Source organism: Clostridioides sp. LIBA-7678, from assembly GCF_056716065.1.
Genome location: NZ_CP196987.1, coordinates 1703238 through 1722561, shown reverse-complemented (window position 1 = coordinate 1722561; position 19324 = coordinate 1703238). Strand labels below are relative to the sequence as shown.

General features: G+C 28.2%; 16 protein-coding genes and 1 other annotated feature. Of the genes, 7 read left to right on the top strand and 9 right to left on the bottom strand.

The annotated features are described in order from the left end of the window. The first annotated feature begins 337 nt into the window (after nt 1-337). Nucleotides 338-1189 carry a sulfurtransferase gene (locus ACTG46_RS08375; protein WP_054270027.1) on the top strand — a complete coding sequence of 284 codons (852 nt, stop codon included), beginning with the start codon at nt 338-340 and terminating at the stop codon, nt 1187-1189. A 138-nt stretch (nt 1190-1327) separates the two neighbouring features. On the opposite strand, the gene ggt is transcribed toward ACTG46_RS08375, so the two are convergent. From ggt to ACTG46_RS08360, 3 genes are all read right to left on the bottom strand, one after another. Continuing rightward, entirely contained in the window at nt 1328-2941 is a 1614-nt protein-coding gene (ggt, locus tag ACTG46_RS08370) for a gamma-glutamyltransferase (RefSeq protein WP_479923929.1), read from the bottom strand. A gap of 162 nt (nt 2942-3103) precedes the next feature. Further along, a complete protein-coding gene (locus ACTG46_RS08365; protein ID WP_479923928.1) occupies nt 3104-5041 on the bottom strand; it encodes an ABC transporter permease in 1938 nt (645 codons plus the stop codon). Next, nucleotides 5028-5795 carry an ABC transporter ATP-binding protein gene (locus ACTG46_RS08360; RefSeq protein ID WP_054270024.1) on the bottom strand — a complete coding sequence of 256 codons (768 nt, stop codon included), beginning with the start codon at nt 5793-5795 and terminating at the stop codon, nt 5028-5030. Before ACTG46_RS08360 ends, ACTG46_RS08365 begins: the two co-directional genes overlap by 14 nt. A gap of 288 nt (nt 5796-6083) precedes the next feature. On the opposite strand from ACTG46_RS08360, the gene ACTG46_RS08355 reads away from it, so the two are divergent. From ACTG46_RS08355 to ACTG46_RS08335, 5 genes are all read left to right on the top strand, one after another. Beyond that, nucleotides 6084-6758, top strand: coding sequence for a response regulator transcription factor (locus ACTG46_RS08355; protein ID WP_054270023.1), 675 nt, complete (start codon nt 6084-6086; stop codon nt 6756-6758). Nucleotides 6759-6781: 23 nt separating this feature from the next. Beyond that, the gene (locus ACTG46_RS08350; protein ID WP_054270022.1) at nt 6782-7786 is read left to right on the top strand and encodes a HAMP domain-containing histidine kinase; all 1005 of its coding nucleotides are present in this window, start codon (nt 6782-6784) and stop codon (nt 7784-7786) included. A 116-nt stretch (nt 7787-7902) separates the two neighbouring features. Further along, nucleotides 7903-9132: an efflux RND transporter periplasmic adaptor subunit gene (locus ACTG46_RS08345; protein ID WP_054270021.1), complete on the top strand. Its 1230-nt coding sequence runs from the start codon at nt 7903-7905 to the stop codon at nt 9130-9132. 7 nt (nt 9133-9139) lie between these two features. Continuing rightward, on the top strand, nt 9140-9814 hold the full coding sequence (locus tag ACTG46_RS08340) for an ABC transporter ATP-binding protein (protein ID WP_054270020.1): 675 nt from the start codon (nt 9140-9142) through the stop codon (nt 9812-9814). Nucleotides 9815-9816: 2 nt separating this feature from the next. Beyond that, entirely contained in the window at nt 9817-11049 is a 1233-nt protein-coding gene (locus ACTG46_RS08335; RefSeq protein WP_479923927.1) for an ABC transporter permease, read from the top strand. A gap of 125 nt (nt 11050-11174) precedes the next feature. On the opposite strand, the gene ACTG46_RS08330 is transcribed toward ACTG46_RS08335, so the two are convergent. The 5 genes from ACTG46_RS08330 to ACTG46_RS08310 form a co-directional block, all read right to left on the bottom strand. Beyond that, nucleotides 11175-12170: a GNAT family N-acetyltransferase gene (locus ACTG46_RS08330; protein WP_479923926.1), complete on the bottom strand. Its 996-nt coding sequence runs from the start codon at nt 12168-12170 to the stop codon at nt 11175-11177. A gap of 32 nt (nt 12171-12202) precedes the next feature. Further along, nucleotides 12203-13468: a dihydroorotase gene (locus tag ACTG46_RS08325; protein WP_054270018.1), complete on the bottom strand. Its 1266-nt coding sequence runs from the start codon at nt 13466-13468 to the stop codon at nt 12203-12205. 52 nt (nt 13469-13520) lie between these two features. Continuing rightward, nucleotides 13521-14669 (bottom strand): DUF362 domain-containing protein, encoded by a 1149-nt coding sequence (locus tag ACTG46_RS08320; RefSeq protein ID WP_054270017.1) that lies wholly within the window; start codon nt 14667-14669, stop codon nt 13521-13523. A gap of 91 nt (nt 14670-14760) precedes the next feature. After that, nucleotides 14761-15306, bottom strand: a complete 546-nt coding sequence (locus tag ACTG46_RS08315) for an NADH peroxidase (RefSeq protein ID WP_009889371.1) — start codon at nt 15304-15306, stop codon at nt 14761-14763. A gap of 222 nt (nt 15307-15528) precedes the next feature. After that, nucleotides 15529-16473: a DMT family transporter gene (locus ACTG46_RS08310; protein WP_167640859.1), complete on the bottom strand. Its 945-nt coding sequence runs from the start codon at nt 16471-16473 to the stop codon at nt 15529-15531. A gap of 371 nt (nt 16474-16844) precedes the next feature. On the opposite strand from ACTG46_RS08310, the gene ACTG46_RS08305 reads away from it, so the two are divergent. Then, nucleotides 16845-17726: a polysaccharide deacetylase family protein gene (locus ACTG46_RS08305; protein WP_054270014.1), complete on the top strand. Its 882-nt coding sequence runs from the start codon at nt 16845-16847 to the stop codon at nt 17724-17726. 46 nt (nt 17727-17772) lie between these two features. Here ACTG46_RS08305 and tyrS read toward each other — a convergent pair whose 3' ends face one another. Continuing rightward, complete coding sequence (gene tyrS / locus ACTG46_RS08300) at nt 17773-18981, bottom strand: tyrosine--tRNA ligase (protein WP_054276514.1); 1209 nt, start codon at nt 18979-18981, stop codon at nt 17773-17775. Between the two features lie 72 nt (nt 18982-19053). Beyond that, nucleotides 19054-19306 (bottom strand) — a binding site (T-box leader). Nucleotides 19307-19324 lie beyond the last annotated feature (18 nt).

The following is a 19324-nucleotide window of genomic DNA, read 5'->3' as shown; positions in this document are numbered from 1 at the left end:
AAAATTTTATAAATACATAATAAAATTTTTTTATTCAATTATTTATTTAATAAATTAACTTAGGTTTTCATAATAACACTAATTTCTTTAAAAACTAAACGTGTGTAAGGCTTTAATCTATTGCAATACCAGCTTTCATATTATTTAAAATACACCCTTATTTTATTATATATCTAAAATTTTCAATATTCATTAATTATTTGAATTTTTATATAAAATTTTTACAATTTCTAAAGATTTATTTACTTATGTAATAAATTATAATAATATTAATTTATAAAGTTAATAATTAATATAGATTAAAATAAAAATAATATAAACATAGGAGGTACATTCTTTGAAAAACATTATTTCTGCAAAAGAACTTATATCAAAGCTAGAACAAAATGATAATCTAGTCATTATAGATTGTAGGTTTGACCTTATTAATAGAACTTATGGTATTGATTCTTATAAAAAAGGACACATAAAAGGTAGTTTCATCTTAGATATAGACAAGGATTTATCGTCTCCTACAAAAGAACATGGTGGTAAAAATCCTTTACAAGACCCTTTCATATTAAAAGAAAAGTTAGAAAAAATGGGCGTTGATAACGATACTACAATTGTAACTTATGATGATGGAGATTTAAATGGAGCTTGTAGATTATTTTTCCAATTAAAACATTTAGGTCTTAAAAAGGTCTATGTACTAGATGGAGGAATAACTTCTTTCGTAAACGAAGGCGGAGAACTAGAAGAAAAAATAAATATTCCAAATTGCACAGGTAAAGAAATTAAACCAAATATAAATGATGATTTAGTTGTGCCAATGGAATATGTTAAATCTAAATTATATAAAAAAGATACTGTAATCATAGATTGTCGTGCCAACGAAAGATATCAAGGTCTAGTTGAGCCTGCTTATTCAAAAGCTGGTCATATACCTAGTGCTAAGAATTATTTTTGTAAGGATTTAATAAAAAGTAATTTTGAAAATGGTTCACTTAAAGACATGGAATTTTTAAAAGATTTCTTCAAAGATTTAAATACTTATGATGAAGTAATTTTATCTTGTGGTTCAGGAATATCTGCTTGTGTCAATAGTCTTGCTCTTAGAGAGCTTGACATCCCTCATAAGATTTATGTTGGTAGCTTTAGTGACTGGATTAGCTATGATGACAATGAAATTAAGACTGGTCAAGAATAAAACTAATAACATATAAAATCAGTCTATAATATCTTAAATATTATAAAATATCATAAAGGCGTTAGTCATTTAGACTTTCGCCTTTGATTGATATTTCATATACATTTTTAAATTCATCATATATACATTTTAATAATATTAATAAACTGCAACATGACCATCACATCTTGATTCTGTTGCACAGATATAACTTTCTTGTTCTGTTTTGAATATTATTTGACCTCTTCCCATATCAACACTATCATTAATTACTTTTATTTCATGCCCTTTTTCAATTAATGACTCTATTATGTGTTTTGGCATATCTGATTCAACTTCTATTTTCTTGCCTTCTATCCATTGCCATCTTGGAGCATCTAGTGCCTCTTGAGGATTTAGACCAAAGTCTATCATGTTTGTTAGTACTTGAACATGTCCTTGTGGTTGCATAAATGCACCCATTACACCAAATGGTCCTATTGCTTTATCTTCTTTGCCCAAAAATCCAGGTATTATAGTATGGTAAGGTTTTTTAAATGGTTTTACTACGTTATGATGTTTAGGGTCTAAGTTAAAATTATTCCCTCTACTATGTAATGCAATCCCAGTGTTTGGTATCACAATTCCAGAACCAAAGTTTATATAGTTACTCTGTATATATGAAACCATATTTCCATCTTTATCAGCAGTACAAAGATATACTGTACCACCACAGTATGGTTCTCCTTCACTTGGATATAGAGCCTTTTTGTTATCGATTAATGAACTTCTTTTTTTGGCATACTCTTGATTTAATAAATCTTGAACCTTCACCTTCATATGTTCTATATCAGTTACATAAGTTTTAGAATCTGCAAAAGCTAATTTCAAACTTTCTATAATCTTATGTATATCTTCCACATTTTCTATATTTCCTTCTATATCTAATTCTTTTAATATATTAAGCGCCATTAAAACTGTTATCCCATGTCCATTTGGTGGAATTTCAAATATTTTATATCCTTTATATTCTGTGCTTATAGGCTCTACCCATGTTGGATAAAAACGCTCTAAATCACTTTTTCTTATAGCTCCATCAAATTTTCTAGAATATTCATCTATTTTATCAGCAAGTCTTCCTCTATAAAAGCTTTCAGATTGAGTATCTGCTATTTCTTCTAATGTATTTGCATGTTCTTCACATATAAATATATCTCCAGCTTCTGGAGCTTTGCCTTTTTTAGAAAATGTATCAAACCATGGTTTGAATTCTTCCCCAACAAATTCTTTTTCATATAATTCATATGATTTTTTCCACACTTTAGCCACATTAGGAGATACTACATAACCTTCTCTCGCATAGTTTATTGCTGGAGATAAACATTCCCTTAAACTAAGCTTGCCATACTTTTTATTTAATTCTGCCCAAGCTGCAGGTATTCCAGGTACAGTTACTGCTCCAAATCCATACTTAGGCATTTCCTCAAGATTACCATAATTATTTAATTCCATCTTTTCTGGAGCAAAACCACTAGAGTTTAGAGCATGCAATCGTTTTTCTTCTTCTATCCAAACAAGAGCATATGCATCTCCACCAATCCCATTGCTTGTTGGTTCTACCACTGCTAATGTAGCAGCTGTTGCAACTGCTGCATCTACAGCATTTCCACCTTTTTTTAATATTTCAAGCCCAGCTTGAGATGCCAGTGGTGTTGATGTTGCAACTGCTCCATTTTTAGCATATACGACATTTCTTATTGATGAATATTTATGTTGATAAGCGTTAAACTTCATAAACTTCAACTCCTTGTCATTTTTTATTTGATGTTTTTCCTAAATTTATTATATAACATCAGGTAACACAACTGATATAAAATATATACTTTTTCCAAATCTTAATTTTTTCATCTTAATATATCCCCTAAGATTTTATATCTTAGCTTAAAACAACTTAATTTATTCTATTATCATATTTTGAGCATATTTTAAGGTTAAAAAATAATATATAAAGTATCCTATATAATAAATGACTAGAGTTATGATAATTGGAGTAATTAATGACCTAGGTATAAACTTTTGTGCAATTGACATTGCAAATAGATTATGAACTGTACCTACGACTAATGGAAGTAAAAATACAACTTTTAATTGTTTTGATATTATTTTCTCAATATCTTTGTTGTTTGCTCCAAGTTTTATTAACATAATATATCTTTCTTTATCATCATATATGCTTGATAGTTGCTTAAATAGAATTATGCTACCTGTACATAAAAGAAATACTACAGATAAAAATATACCTATAAATAACATAAGACCACTTAATTTTATCAAATTATTATAGTTCTCATTCCTTGATGTAAAATTAAAAGGATAAGTAAATTTCATATTTTTATTCACTATATTTTTCAATTTTAAAGTTAAATCAAGTCCTTTCTTTTCGTTATCTATGTCAATTAATCTTATTAGTCTAGAGCTTCTGTCTGACTTTAACTGATTAAAAATTTTATCTTTTATTACAACTAAATCGAATGTAGATTGTGAATTTATTTCTGGTTCTAAAATATTTTCTTGTACTTTAAAAAGATTTGTACCATATTCTTTTTCTCCTTTAATGTATAGCTTTATTTCTTTAGTATTAAAATTTTCTAAAAATATTTTCTTATATGAATCAGAAACATAATACACATATTCATTCGAGGATAAATCTTTATAACCTACATTCTGATACTGTCTTAATTTTTTAAAATCACTTTCTTTAATTAAGTCCACAGATATTCTATCTTTTCTTTGATTATTTGCATTTTTATAATACATTTCAAAGATTATATTTTTGTCTATGAGCTCTATTGTTTTATCAAAGATTACCTTATTATTTTTTTTATATTTATATAACAAATCTTCAATTTCTTTATTTACATGATTATTTTCTGCATTTACAGTATAACTGTATTTGTAATTTTCATTTATATTTCTATCTATATCATAATAAAGTGATATGGTAAATCCTAGCATGGTTACACTTGTAGCTATTAATATTGATATTATAGCCAGTATCCTACTATTGCTCTTCAATTTAAATCCAAGTTCAGAAAAAGCAATTAGATTTCTTCCTTTATAATAAAATTTTTTTTTCTTCCTAACAGCGTCAATGATTATAGACATAACTGATGAGAAGAATAAAAAAGTTCCTGGTATTATTGTAATTAATATAAAAATTGAAAGCATAATATTCTCAGCAATAAAATAACTAATTGACATAAGATAAGAAATTGTTATTAGTAAAATACCAAGTATTCCTTTTAACCTTATACATTTTTTAGTTGTATGCTTTTCTGGCAATTTATTAAATAATTCTACAACTCTTTTATTTCTGATTATCATAGTATTTCTTATTCCAATAACTATGAATATTATTAAAAATACAACTAGTGTTTGAACTAAAGCCTTTGCACTTAAATTCATCTTTACTACTATCATTTCATTCATTAACTTTACAAGTATCATAGTCATAAGCTTTGAAAATAACAAACCTAAAAATATTCCTATTAATATTGCAAGTATCCCCATCAAAAAAGTCTCATATAAAAATACTCTTCCTATCTGACTTTTCCTCATTCCAAGTAAACTATAAGTCCCCACCTCTCGTCTACGTCTATTAAAAAAAAATGAGTTCGAATAATATATAAATAAGAAAACAAATATAATTATTACAATCGAACTTGTGTTAATACTTATCCTGGTTTTATTTCCAAGTGAGTTTAAAGCTTCATTATACTCTATAGATTTAAAACTAAAAAATACAAACACGCTAAATACAATTGAAATAAAATACATTAAATAGTTAAAAAAACTATTTTTTACATTTTGCATTGCAATTCTAAATAAACTCATTTTTATTAACTCCTCCAATTAAGGAAACTGTATTTACTATTTTATTATAGAATTCTCTAGTACTTTCCCCTTTAACAATTTCTGTAAATATTATTCCATCCTTTATAAAGAGTATCCTGTCACAAAAACTTGCACATGTAGCATCGTGAGTTACCATTAATATCGTTCTATTGTTATTTTTATTTAAGTTCAGTAGACAATTCAATAAATCCCTAGCAGATTTGGAATCTAATGCTCCTGTGGGTTCATCTGCAAGTATTAATGATGGTTTTGTTGCTATTGCCCTACAGACAGCTCCTCTTTGTTTCTGCCCTCCTGAAACTTCACTAGGATATTTATCTAATATTGATTCTATATCTAATTCTTTTGATATTTCTTGTATTCTATTTTCTATATTTGATACGCTTTCATTTTTTAAAGAAAGGGGCAGAATTATGTTTTCTTTTATTGTAAGAGTCTCTAGAAGATTAGAATCTTGAAACACAAATCCGAGATTATCACGTCTAAAATCTGCTAATTCATTTTGATTCATTTTAACAATATTCTTTCTATTTATATAAACCTCTCCTGATGAAGGTAAATCTATCGTAGAAATGATATTTAAAAGAGTTGATTTACCCGCACCAGATGAACCCATAATACCAACAAATTCTCCTTTATAAACCTTAAAACTTATTCCTCTTAGAGCTTCAAATTTTGAACCTCTTCTCCCATATTCTTTTTTTACATTTTCAACAGATAATACTTCTTCCATAGTTAAATAATCACCTCTCCTCATAATTAGTTATTTATTAATTCTCACAAATATATTATATATATTAAAATAGCTTTTAAACATTTAATTACATTAATTTAAAGTTACATTTATGTAAGTATTTATTATATTTCTTCATTTTTATTGTAATTATGTTTAAAATATAATTTATCAAGTAAAATATAGTTATATTAATATAATTATTTTAGATTATAAGGTAGAAATATTTTAATTTATCAAGTAAAATAAGGTTATGTTAATATAACTATTTTGAATTAGGAGGTAAGAATGTTTAAAATAATGGTAATTGAAGATGATGTTTCATTAAAGAATATCATAGCAGAATGTCTTTCTAAATGGGGACATGATGTGTATCAAATAGAAAATCTTGAAAACATCATAGAAGAATTTAAAAACTATGAACCACAATTAGTTTTATTGGATATAAATCTTCCATTTTATGATGGTTTTCATTGGTGCAATGAAATAAGAAAAATTTCAAAAGTTCCTATAATCTTTATTTCTTCAAGAAACTCCAACATGGATGTAATAATGGGTGTAAATCTGGGAGCAGATGATTATATACAAAAACCATTTTCTATAGATGTTTTAGTAGCTAAAGTTAATGCACTCTTAAGAAGAACTTATAATTTTGTTGAGAATAATTCAAATCAAATTGTTCATAATGGTGTTATCTTAGATTTATCAACTGCGACCATAAAATATGAAGACAATATTGTTGAATTAACCAAAAACGAAATTAAGATTCTTCATGAGCTTATGAAATATAAGGGGCAAATAGTTAGCAGAAATAAACTTATGAAAAAATTATGGGATAATGATTGGTTTGTAGATGATAATACATTAACTGTAAATGTAAACCGAATACGAGTAAAATTAAATGAAATTGGGTTGGAAGATTTTATAGATACAAAACGAGGATTAGGTTATATAATCAATTAAAACAACTCTAAGTAGGTGAATTTATGAGCTTTAAAGATTTTCTCAAAGACAAACTCGGATTTTTGATATACAATTTTACTTTCTTAATTTTTACAATAGCAGTTATTCTTTTTTCCCCTGTAGAGATTTTTTTAACTGACACTATTTTATATATATTAATTATAAATGTCGTATTTTTATTGTTATATCTACTAATTAGCTACATAAAAAAGAATAAATTTTTAAATAACATAAAAAATGATATAGCTCAGATTAATAGCCATGATATAGAATTAATTAAATGTAAAAATGAAGAAAAAATATATTTGAACACCATTAAAAATTATCAATATAAGTGTAATAAAATAATAAACAATAATGTTAAGAAGTTTGAAGAAAATAAAGAGATTATGAGTATGTGGGTACACGATATAAAGATGCCTATCGCAATAATAAAACTTACGCTTGAGCAGAATGAGGATTTAATTGATGAAAAAATTTCTAATGATATAGATAATGAAATATTTAGAATTGAAAATTCTGTTGAAAAAATTTTATATTTATCCAAACTTGAAGATTTTCATAAAGATTTTTTGATTCAAGAAGTGAACATTGAAAAAATTATTAGAGATATTATAAGAAAATATTCAAAATATTTTATTTCAAAAAAAATAATTTTAGGCTTAAATAATTTGAATTTTAAAGTTTTATCAGACGAGAAATGGCTCTACTTCATATTCGAGCAATTATTGAGTAATTCCCTAAAATATTCCTCATTAGGAGATAATATATCTATCTATTGCAAAACAACCAAAAATTATTTACAATTAAGAGTGGAAGATACTGGTTGTGGTATAAAAAAGGAAGATTTAAATCGAATATTCAATAAGGGATTTACAGGTAATAATGGAAGGAATAACGCTAAATCTACAGGACTTGGGCTTTATTTAGCAAAGGAACTTTGTGATAAACTTGGCCATAAAATTGATGTAGATTCAGAGTACAATCAATATACAAAATTTACTATTACATTCAAATGCGATTTATAGTATCTTAATATTGATAGTTTATTTCTATTTAACTTATATTCAACAGGCTTCTTAATAATGATTCTATATGTACATCCCAGTATATAATAAATAGTTTTTATAAAAAGGAGGAAGACATGTCTTTTCTAAAAAAATTTAAAAAGAAAAAATTTAGAAATAGCAGCTTCAAAAGTAACAACTTTAGAAGTAGTAGTTTTGGAAGTAGTGGCTTCAAAGCTAAAAATAAAGGTTTTAAAAACAATCCCTTTAAAAATAAAAGATTCAAAATTTATGCAGGAATAGTAATAATCATACTTCTAATTTTAGGGGTACTTGCTTACAATGATGCAAAAAACACTAAATTACAAGCTAATGAAAACTTTATAGAAACATATACTGTTCCTGAAAATGAGAAAATATTTATAAATGGTATGGTTGTTCCTAAACAGACTAAAGACTTTAATATTTCTGGAGATTATGAACTAAGTGCTGTTAATGTTACAAATGGTCAAAAAGTAAATCAAGGAGACCTTCTTTTTACTGCTAAAAATCCAACTATAATAGCAGAAATAGATAGTTTGAAATCACAACTTAGCCAATACAAAAAACAGAAAATATCACTTTCTGATATTACTGAAAATAGAGATGCTATAGCTTCTATAAATGCTCAGATAACTGCTTTAAACTCTCAAATAGCTTCTTTAGATAAGAAAGCATATGATAGTGTCACTGCTCCTTTTGATGGCACTGTATACTTAAATGACCAAACTGGAAATCCAGAACAACCAGCTTCATTTATGACTATTCAAGGTCTAGAGTTTTATATGAAAGGACAAGCAAGTGAGCAAGATTTACCTAAAATGAAAATTGACCAAATGGTTAATATATTAGTTTTCTCAACTGACCAAAAACTTACTGGTAGAATAAGTTTTATATCTGATAAGCCATCTACTCCAAATACTGAGATGGGAGCTCAACAGAATACTCTATCTTATTATGATATAAACATAGCATTTGATAATCAAGAAGGATTAGTAAATGGATTCCATCTTCAAGCATCACTTGAAGTAGCTAGTTCAAGCTTTAAAATACCAGCATCTTGTGTGCTTAAAGACAAAAAACACTCATATGTATTTAAGGATTTAGATGGTATATTGAAAAAACAAATTGTAGATGTAGCAAGTCAAAATGATGATTTTGCTGTAGTTAGAGGCGGTCTTGAGCAAGGCGATATAGTAATAAAACACCCTACTAAAGAAATGAAAGAAGGAAACCCAGTTCAAGGCGATGGCGTAACTGCAGGTTCTAATAATGGAGATGCTACTCCAAATAAAAAAGTAAAAGAAGTTACTATGGATGTGAATTAATTTACATATGTTAATAAAATTAGAAAATATTCAAAAGTATTATAAAGTAGGGAAAGATGAATTACATGTTTTAAAATCCTTAAACTTAGAAATTGATTCTGGAGAATTTGTAATGATAATGGGTAAATCTGGTAGTGGTAAAACTACTTTACTTAATATCTTAGGTTTTCTTGATGTATTTGATGAAGGAAGATATATATTTGATGGAACAGATGTAACTAATTTGAGTGAAAATGAACGTTCTGTTTTTAGAAATATTAATATTGGATTTGTTTTTCAACAATTTAATTTAATAGAAACTTTAAATGTATATCAAAATGTAGAGTTACCTCTAATCTACAATAAGGCGCTAAAAAAATCTGAAAGAGAAGAAATTGTTGAAGATAAATTAAAATCTGTTGGACTTTTGGATAAACTTAAACAAAAGCCTCTTCAGTTATCTGGTGGTCAGCAACAGCGTGTAGCTATTGCACGCTGTCTGGCAAATGACCCTCAAATAATCTTTGCTGATGAACCAACAGGAGCGTTAGATAGCGAAACCAGCAAAGAAATTATGGAACTTTTGACAAAACTTAATGAACAAGGTAAGACTATAATAATGGTTACACATGATCAAGATTTAACTAAGTATGCAACTAAGGTCATACGACTTAAAGATGGTGTGTTTACTTCGGAGGTGTAATCATGAGCTTATTAAAAAATTCTTTAGCTAACTTAAAAGGACACAAACTTCGTGTCTTTGTAGCTTTACTTTGGATTATAATAGGAATAACTTCAGTAATACTTGTTAGTTCTATAGGTAATGGGTTTCAGAAAGAAATTAAAAAATCTGTAAACAATGTAAACCCTAATAAAACTACTATTTCGTTTGAATCTGCTGATAACACAGGCCTTACTGATGATATGAGTATATTTTTAAAACCATTTAATGCAAAAGACTTAGAAGAATTATCATTTGTTGAGGGTGTAGAAAGAATAGCTCCATCAAGAGATGGGTTTAATCTTGATTCAACTTATTCTTCACAAGCATTTTTTGATAAAAAGAGTACTTATGTTGATGTAGGACCAGTAAAAAAGGATTCTAAAATAAATTTAGTTTGTGGTAGAGATTTTTCTTTAGATGATGAAAAAAGAAAAGTAATTTTACTTACATTACAAAGTACAAGTGAAATTTTTGAAAACCCAGAAGATGCTTTAGGTAATGGTATCAATATAAATGGAACTATATTTGAAATAATTGGAGTACTAGATGATTCTCAGCAAAATCAAAATATGGGATTCTTTGGTGGTTATCAAGATATGCAGTTTACTACTTCTCTTATACCTAAAAAGGCTTTTGACAGTTTAATGAGTCAAAATTCTTATTCAAATGAAATCTATCAGTTAGACTTAGTGTCTTCTAATGGGTATAATGTGAATGAAGTTGCAAACAATGTTATAGCTAAACTATATGAGATACATCCTGGTATCAATGGTTCTTATACTACACCAGACCCAACTGAACAGACAGCTTATCTTGAAAGCATTAATTCTAATGTAAACAAATATGTATCTATAATAACTGTAGTTGCAATGTTTGTTGGTGGTATTGGTGTAATGAATATAATGTATGTTTCTGTTATGGAAAGACAAAGAGAAATTGGTATAAGACGTGCTATTGGTGCAAAACCTAGGTCTATATTATTTCAGTTTTTAGTTGAGGCTGTATTTATAACAGTATGTGGTGGAATTTTAGGAACTATAGTTGGATTTATTGCTACTAATTATGTTTCTAAATACATTGGATTTGAAGCAATTCCTAGTTTAAATAGCTTATTTTATGCTATTGTAGCTACTATATTAACTGGGGTTGTGTTTGGTTTAATCCCAGCCTTTAAAGCCTCTAAACTAGACCCTATAAAGGCAATTTATAAGTAGACACTGTCTAAATTTATAATTTTTAGATTTACTTATATAAAACAGGTTTAATATATAACGCACTATTATATATGATAGATTAAGAATTTAATCTTCTTCAAATATAGTAGTGCGTTCTTTAGTTTCTAGTCTATTATTTTTCTTATAAAATCTGTTTTATTGTCACAGTAAGTATTAACATCATATCTATAAAGTTTTGCTAGTTTTTTCTTTAAGTTAGAATACTCTTTAACCTTATCTGGATTTAACCTTAAATAATCTCTAAATTTAATATGTTCTAAATATCCTTTTCCATTTTTAGGACATACATATAAATTATGTTCCATAAAGTCAGTTGTCTCATATAAAAATGCTTCTCTTCCTTCTATATCTAAATTCCCAAGATGTCTATACCCTAATTTCTTTAATTTACTTATAACATCATTTAAGTAATTGTAGTTTTCAATTACTATATCAACATCCAATCTTGGCTTTGCAGAAAGCCCCTCAACAGAAGTGCTACCAACATGCTCTATTTTTAAAATTGAATCTCCTAATACCTTTTCTAGTGTAGATTTTAACTTTTCAAACTCATACTTCCAATTTGGATTATATTCTACTACTTCAACAATCTTTGTAGTTAATCCAGTTACTTCTAGTTGATAGATATCATGTTTCATTACTTTTCCTTTGTAAATCTTATCATACTCTGATGTTTTTTTCATACCTAGTCTTTTTGCTACATTTATAGATGCTGTATTTTCAGGTCTTATATCTGCTACTAAAGTATCTGCACTTAGATTTTTAATAGCATAATCTATACAAGCAATTGCACCTTCAGTAGCATATCCCTGGTTCCAATATTCTTTTTTTATTATATATCCTATTCCTAATCCTATGTCCTGCTTTATAAGACCTATCTGTCCAACTACATCTTCTCTTTCCTTATCTATAGCAATAAAGTATCCATATCCATCATTATCGTATCTTTGTATATTTCTATCAATCCATTCTAAAACTTCTTCATCAGAGAAAGCATGTTCCCAAGCATACATTACCTCTATATCTTGTAAAATCTTACTTATTTCCTCAAGGTCATTATGATTCATCTTCCTAATATATAATCTTTTACTTTCAATCATTGTATTCACCGCCTTTAAAAGATACTGCTAAGTTAAGCGTTATATACAATCTCTCCATTACATATTGTATAATTAACCTTGCCATATAAAGTCTTACCTTTAAATGGTGAGTTATCAGCTTTAGACACAAAGCTTTCAACTGTCCATTCTTCTTCAGGATTAAATATAACAATATCTGCTATTGCACCTTCTTCTATAAAACCAGCATTTAAATTGTATAATTTTGCAGGGTTTGTAGACATTTTTTCGATTAATTGCATCATACTAAGATGGTTTTTATGAACTAAGTTTGTTATTCCAAGAGATAAAGAAGTCTCTAACCCAATAATTCCACTTGGAGCTTTTATGAATTCTCTGTCTTTTTCTTCTTTACTATGAGGTGCATGGTCTGTTGCTATTATCTCAATAGTACCATCATTTAATCCCTCTATAATCTTATCTCTATCCCACTTACTTCTTAAAGGTGGATTCATTTTTGCATTTGTTCCAAACTCTAATACATCTTCTTCAGTCAATGTAAAGTGGTGTGGTGAAGCTTCTGCAACTACATTTGCACCAAGGTATTTTGCAAATCTAACCATATCAACAGATACTCCAGAACTTATATGTTGTATATCAATCTTCGCACCAGTTTTTAGTGCCAGCATACAATCCCTAGCTACCATAACATCTTCTGCCACACTTGATGCGCCCTTTAATCCTATCTCTGAAGCTATTTTTCCTGCGTTCACACCTGGATTTCCAACTAAAGAAGGGTCTTCTTCATGAAAACTAAGTGGTACATCCAATTCTTTTGCTTTAATCATAGCTTCCATAATTAGATTGCTATCCATTAGAGGTAAACCATCATCAGTAAACCCAGGTACACCAGCTTTTTTAAGATTTTCCATATCAACCAATTCTTTACCTTCAAAACCTTTAGTTATAGCAGCTGCTTGTAAAACATTTATACATGCACTTTTTGACTTTTCCTTAATATAATTAAAAGTATCTTCATTATCTACAATAGGATTAGTATTTGCCATGCATATAACAGTTGTAAATCCTCCTCTAGCAGCAGCTTTAGCTCCACTTTCTATATCTTCTTTATATGTAAATCCTGGGTCTCTAAAGTGAACATGTACATCTACTAGACCTGGCGCAATTATATTACCACTAGCATCTATTACCTTTTCATACTCATCACTTTCATCAAATTTACCTATTTTATAAATTTTATTTTCTTTTATAATTAAATCAATTTTCTCATCTTTTTGACTCTTAGGGTCTATCACTCTACCATTTTTAATTAAAATCATCTTATTTCTCCTTTATACTTTTCATTTATATAGACTCATATAATATTATACATTATTTTACATACTTAAATACAAAATTACGTTTGACATCAATAGCCTTTTTAGGACAAAGTTCATGGCAACAGTAACATCGTATACATTTACTTAAGTCTATAATGGCTCCCTTAGTTCCCATTTCTATAGTACTTGCAGGGCAAGCTTCTTTACATTTTCCACATTTTATACAATCTTGGAATCTAACCACAGGTTTTGGTGTTATAAGTTTTGAAATAGGCTCATTTAAAAATTTTGGTAGTTTTACAGAAAATAATCTTAAGTCTTTACTTACATTTGGAACCTTATAGTCTTTTATAATTAAATCATCTATATCTTCTCCTACAATCTCAATATCTGAAAAATCTGCTTCTATATAACCTCTTTTTATAGCACCTCTAATTGTAGCAACTCTATTTGGAAGTAAGCTTATAATCTTACATGCAACTACATCTATAGCATATGGATTTTGTGATGCTAATAATACACCTATTTCTCGAGTGGTTCCAGCTGAGGGACCATCACCTTCCATACCTACTATTCCATCCATAATTGTCAATGTCGGTTTCACATAATCACAAATATCCAAAAGCACATTTTCGCAAAATAATTCTTCTGTAGGAAATCTATAATGTATTTCTGCTTTTTTCAATCCAGCTATACATCCATACATATTTTTTGTACCACCAGTAAAAGTTGCCATCATATGTGTCTTTAATTTGCAAAGATTTATTACATAGTCTGCATCTACTATTGGTTTAATAATATCCATATATTTTAAAACATGTGCTTTTTCACTATGTATCTTAACATCTGAAACATCATAATTTAACTTAATACCCAAATCATTTGCTACCTCTTCAATTCCAGATGCCTTATATATACTTTTAAGAGAACTTTGATTATATGGACCACCTGGGCTATCTGCTATTGTAATATCACAATCTAACTCTAAAAGCTTTTCACATACAACTCTCACAACCATAGGATGTGTAGTTGTAGCTTCTTCAGGTCTTTTCTTCATCAATAAATTTGGTTTTACGAGTACTTTACTTCTTTTTTTAACAAATTTATCAATTCCTCCAATATCATCTAAATTTTTTTCAATAGAACACCTCACATCTTCGTAATTGTAAGTTTTGCAACTCCTAACAGATACTGATTTCATATTATTTCCACCTTTTTATCACAACAGTTTATTTTTATAATTTAAAAAAGGAGAAACCAAAGTTTCTCCTTTTAATCTATATTTTTAATTATTATTTTCCAAAATGTCTGTTTAATAATCCTAAGAATGCTTTACCATGTCTAGCTTCATCTTTACACATTTCATGTACTGTATCATGTATAGCATCTAATCCTAATTCTTTAGCTCTCTTAGCTAATTTTAATTTTCCATCAGTTGCACCATACTCAGCGTCAACTCTAACTCTTAAGTTTTCTTTTGTATCTGCAACTACAACTTCTCCAAGAAGTTCTGCAAATTTAGCAGCATGCTCAGCTTCTTCAAAAGCTATTCTCTTATAAGCTTCTGCTACTTCTGGATAACCTTCTCTATCAGCTTGTCTACTCATTGCTAAGTACATTCCTACCTCTGTACATTCACCAGTAAAGTTAGCTCTTAATCCTTCGATTATTTCTGCATCTACACCTTGAGCTACTCCTATTCTATGTTCGTCAGCCCAAACCATTTCGCCTTTCATTTCTTCGAATTTATCAGCTCCAACTTTACATACTGGACATTGTGCTGGTGCAGCATCTCCTTCATGTATATATCCACATACTGTACAAACAAATTTTTTCATAATTAATTTCCTCCCAATTTTATATAATTAAATTTTTATTTTTAAGTTTAATAACTTGCTACAAGAATATATATACCCCCGGCTTTGTAGTTTAAACACTAAAAATAAAATTTATTTCCTAATTAATTTTATCACTTTGAAACACCAGTATCAACCAAGTTTTGATGTCAAATTTCTACATAATACATAGTTTATTTGATTAATTAGGAAATAACTGTCTTATTAAATACTTTCTAATGAAGACTCTTTTGAATCTTTAAGTTTCACTTTTTTGCTCTTTAAAAAAGATAATTTAGTTTCTGCTGTTATGATTGCAACAAATATTAATATACTACCAATAACCAATTTTGCTGTAATAAGTTCCTTTAGAATTATTATAGAAAATATAGTACCAAATACAGCTTCTGTAGATAATATTATAGCTGTTCTAGTTCCATCAACTCTTTTTTGACATATAGTTTGGAACAAAAATCCTATTGTAGTACTAAATATAGCTAGATATATAGTTCCCATATATCCAGATAATTCAGCTTCCATTTTCAATTGCCCTGCAAATGTCTGAACTACTAAAGACATTAAAAATGCTACGGTAAATTGAACAGCTGTTAATGCCATTGGGTTATTATCTTTTGCAAACTCACTTGTAAAGAATATGTGAAATGCAAATCCAAATGAACATATAAGTGTTAGTAAATCTCCAAAATTGATAGAAAAATCTGCTTCTAAAGAAAGTATTCCAATCCCTACAAGAGCTACTAAACTACTTATTATCCCTATCTTATCAAGTTTTCTTTTATAAATTATAAATCCTATGAATGGAACTATTACAACATTTGCTGCTGTTATAAAAGCATTCTTAGATGGTGTAGTGTACATAAGTCCAATAGTTTGCACTGTGAAAGCCAAGAATAAAAATATTCCTAAAAGTCCTCCTGCCTTTAACAATTTTTTTCCCATACTAGCACGAATCTGTTTAAAAAACAGTAAGTTCATAATTACGGCTGCTAAGAAGAATCTTAAAGTTATGATTTGTAGAGGTGTAAGCCCACCGTCTAATGCAAATTGGGTTGCTACAAAGCCACTTCCCCATATAATTGCTATAAATATTAGTCCTATTTCTCCAAAGTATTTTTTCAATAAAGCCCCCTCCTTTTTATTTTTTTGCAAAATTATAAACCCCCTAAACAGCAAGAGAGTTTTTCTATAAGCATTACTATAAAAATATAGTAAATTTTTTCAGTATTTTAAATCCAGATTTATATCTATCATGAGCTCAGATTTATATCCACTATTTAACAGTAATATATTAATCATTTTTTGTAAACACCTTTTTAATAAATTTTTATTTTTTTTACTTATACTAAATTTTTTTATAGATAACTTCAGTATATTATATATTCATATTATGCAAATAATGTCAAATAAGTTACACTTTGGTTATCTTAGTTACAACTTTGTCGGTTTACTTTTTCTACTTTCTTCGATATAATTATAATATATTTTTGATACAATTCGACAAAAGGGGGAATGCTGTACTTATGGTAAAAAGAAGAAAAAAGAAAACTATTACACTTACTATAATTGTTGTAATAGTTATTGGTATTTTTTCTATGGCATGGGCGGATATGTCTAGAAAAAAAGAAATTAAAGAAACTCAAGAAAGACTTAAAGCTGAAAGGCTGGAAAAAGAAAGAATCGAAAAAGAAAAAAACGAACCTATTATTGGTGCAAAAAAAGAAGCTACAAAAGAATATGGATATGATGCAAAATTAGTTTGGGATAAACTTAGCAAATACGACTATTCAAACAATGGAGAAAAGATAGTCTTTCTTACATTTGATGATGGACCATCTACTACAAATACTCCACAAGTCCTAGATATCTTAAAAAAACATAGTGTTAGGGGAACTTTCTTTATTAAAGGTGATTCACTTGAAAGAAATGGTGCTAATGAAATTTTAAAAAGAACATTTGATGAAGGAAATGCAATAGCTCATCACTCTTACACTCACGACTATAAAAAACTATATCCTGGCAGAAGCCTAAATCTTGATACATTCGTAAATGAACTTAACAAAACTGATGAAGCTATGAAAAAAGTTTTAGGAAAGAATTTCTCATCAAATGTAGTTAGATGCCCAGGTGGATATATGTCTTGGAAGAATATGGAGCCTCTAGGTAACTACTTAAAAGAGAAAAATATGGCATCAATTGATTGGAATGCTTTAAATGCTGATGCAGAAGGTAAAAAGAAAAATGCTCAAGAGTTATTTGAACATGCAAAAAAATCTTCTGAAGGTAAAGAAATGGTTGTTCTTTTAATGCATGATACTTATGGAAAACAAGAAACAGTAAATGCGTTAGACCAAATTATAACATATTTTAAAGACAATGGTTATCAATTTAAGATTTTAATATAATAAAAAAGGGGTTGTCTCAAAATAGAGACATCCCTTTTATTTTAATCTATTTTACTAGTTCAATTTTTACAAATTTTTTCTTTCCTATTTGAACAACTAATTCACTTTCTTTAACAATGTCACTTAAATCCTCTACTTTTTCACTATTTACCTTTACTCCACCTTGAGAAGCTAATCTTCTAACTTCACTCTTGCTCTTAACAATCTCATTAGCAACTAATACTTCAATTAAATCAAATCCTTCTTCCTTAACTTGAATTGTTTGTATATCTTCAGGTATTTGACCTTTTTGGAATACAGACTTAAATCTTTCTTCGGCTTCTTTAGCAGATTCTTCTCCATGATATAATGTAACTATTTCTCTCGCTAAGTTCATTTTTATATCTCTTGGATTTACTGAACCGTCTTTTAACTGAGATTCTATTTTATTAACTTCATCAGGATGAACATCAGTTACTAAATTATAGTATTTAATTATAAGTTCATCAGGAATTTCCATAGATTTCTGGTACATTATTCCTGCTTCTTCATCTATCCCAATATAGTTACCTAAACTCTTACTCATTTTTTCTTTTCCATCTAATCCTTCTATTAAAGGCATCATTATTACTATTTGAGACTCCATACCAAACTCTCTTTGTAATGATCTTCCCATCAATAAGTTAAATCTTTGGTCAGTTCCACCAAGCTCTATATCAGCTTCTAACGCTATAGAATCATATGCTTGCATTAATGGATAGAAGAATTCATGTACTGATATTGGCATTTGCCCTTCATATCTCTTCTTGAAATCTTCTCTTTCTAACATTCTTGCAACAGTAATAGTTGCTGCTAATTTTATTACATCTTCAAAATTTAATTTAGCTAACCACTCACTATTAAATCTTACAATAGTTTTTTCTTTATCTAAAACTTTGAAAATCTGTTCTTCATAAGTTTTCGCATTTGCAAGAACTTGTTCTGTTGTTAAAGCCTTTCTAGCCTTAGATTTTCCAGTTGGGTCTCCAATTTTACCTGTAAAGTCTCCAATTATTATTACTATTTGGTGACCTAAATCTTGTAGTTGCTTCATCTTTCTAAGAACTACTGTATGCCCTAAATGTATATCTGGAGCACTTGGGTCTAGACCCAATTTTACTATCATAGGTTTTCCTTCTTTTTCTGATTTAATAAGCTTTTCTCTTAACTCTTTTTCATCTATTAAATCGTCTACACCTTTCATAATTATTCGTATTTGCTCGTCTATCGATTTCATTTTTCATTCCTCCTAAAATATTTATATAATCTTTAATTTTTATTTTTATAATAAAAAAAGCTTTCATCCTATTAAAAGGACGAAAGCATTGCTTACGTGTTACCACCTTAGTTCATCAATATCTCACGATATTAATCTCTTAGAGTATAATTATATATACCCAAGTACTATAACGTGTACTACTCCGATATCTCTTAATGGTTGTTATCTTTCAGAGATAGTGCTCTGAGATGTATTCAAACTAAATCAATTTATTCCATTTCACCAAACTGGAACTCTCTGTTAAATAAAACTTAGCTCTACTTCTTCTCTTCATAGCATTTATATATTCAGATTATTTCAT

Bases quoted from the DNA above. Each gene is read 5' to 3' on its own strand.
- ggt (WP_479923929.1), bottom strand. From the start codon at position 2,941: ATGAAGTTTAACGCTTATCAACATAAATATTCATCAATAAGAAATGTC.
- ACTG46_RS08365 (WP_479923928.1), bottom strand. From the start codon at position 5,041: ATGAGTTTATTTAGAATTGCAATGCAAAATGTAAAAAATAGTTTTTTT.
- ACTG46_RS08360 (WP_054270024.1), bottom strand. From the start codon at position 5,795: ATGGAAGAAGTATTATCTGTTGAAAATGTAAAAAAAGAATATGGGAGA.
- ACTG46_RS08355 (WP_054270023.1), top strand. From the start codon at position 6,084: ATGTTTAAAATAATGGTAATTGAAGATGATGTTTCATTAAAGAATATC.
- ACTG46_RS08350 (WP_054270022.1), top strand. From the start codon at position 6,782: ATGAGCTTTAAAGATTTTCTCAAAGACAAACTCGGATTTTTGATATAC.
- ACTG46_RS08345 (WP_054270021.1), top strand. From the start codon at position 7,903: ATGTCTTTTCTAAAAAAATTTAAAAAGAAAAAATTTAGAAATAGCAGC.
- ACTG46_RS08340 (WP_054270020.1), top strand. From the start codon at position 9,140: ATGTTAATAAAATTAGAAAATATTCAAAAGTATTATAAAGTAGGGAAA.
- ACTG46_RS08335 (WP_479923927.1), top strand. From the start codon at position 9,817: ATGAGCTTATTAAAAAATTCTTTAGCTAACTTAAAAGGACACAAACTT.
- ACTG46_RS08330 (WP_479923926.1), bottom strand. From the start codon at position 12,170: ATGATTGAAAGTAAAAGATTATATATTAGGAAGATGAATCATAATGAC.
- ACTG46_RS08325 (WP_054270018.1), bottom strand. From the start codon at position 13,468: ATGATTTTAATTAAAAATGGTAGAGTGATAGACCCTAAGAGTCAAAAA.
- ACTG46_RS08320 (WP_054270017.1), bottom strand. From the start codon at position 14,669: ATGAAATCAGTATCTGTTAGGAGTTGCAAAACTTACAATTACGAAGAT.
- ACTG46_RS08315 (WP_009889371.1), bottom strand. From the start codon at position 15,306: ATGAAAAAATTTGTTTGTACAGTATGTGGATATATACATGAAGGAGAT.
- ACTG46_RS08305 (WP_054270014.1), top strand. From the start codon at position 16,845: ATGGTAAAAAGAAGAAAAAAGAAAACTATTACACTTACTATAATTGTT.
- tyrS (WP_054276514.1), bottom strand. From the start codon at position 18,981: ATGAAATCGATAGACGAGCAAATACGAATAATTATGAAAGGTGTAGAC.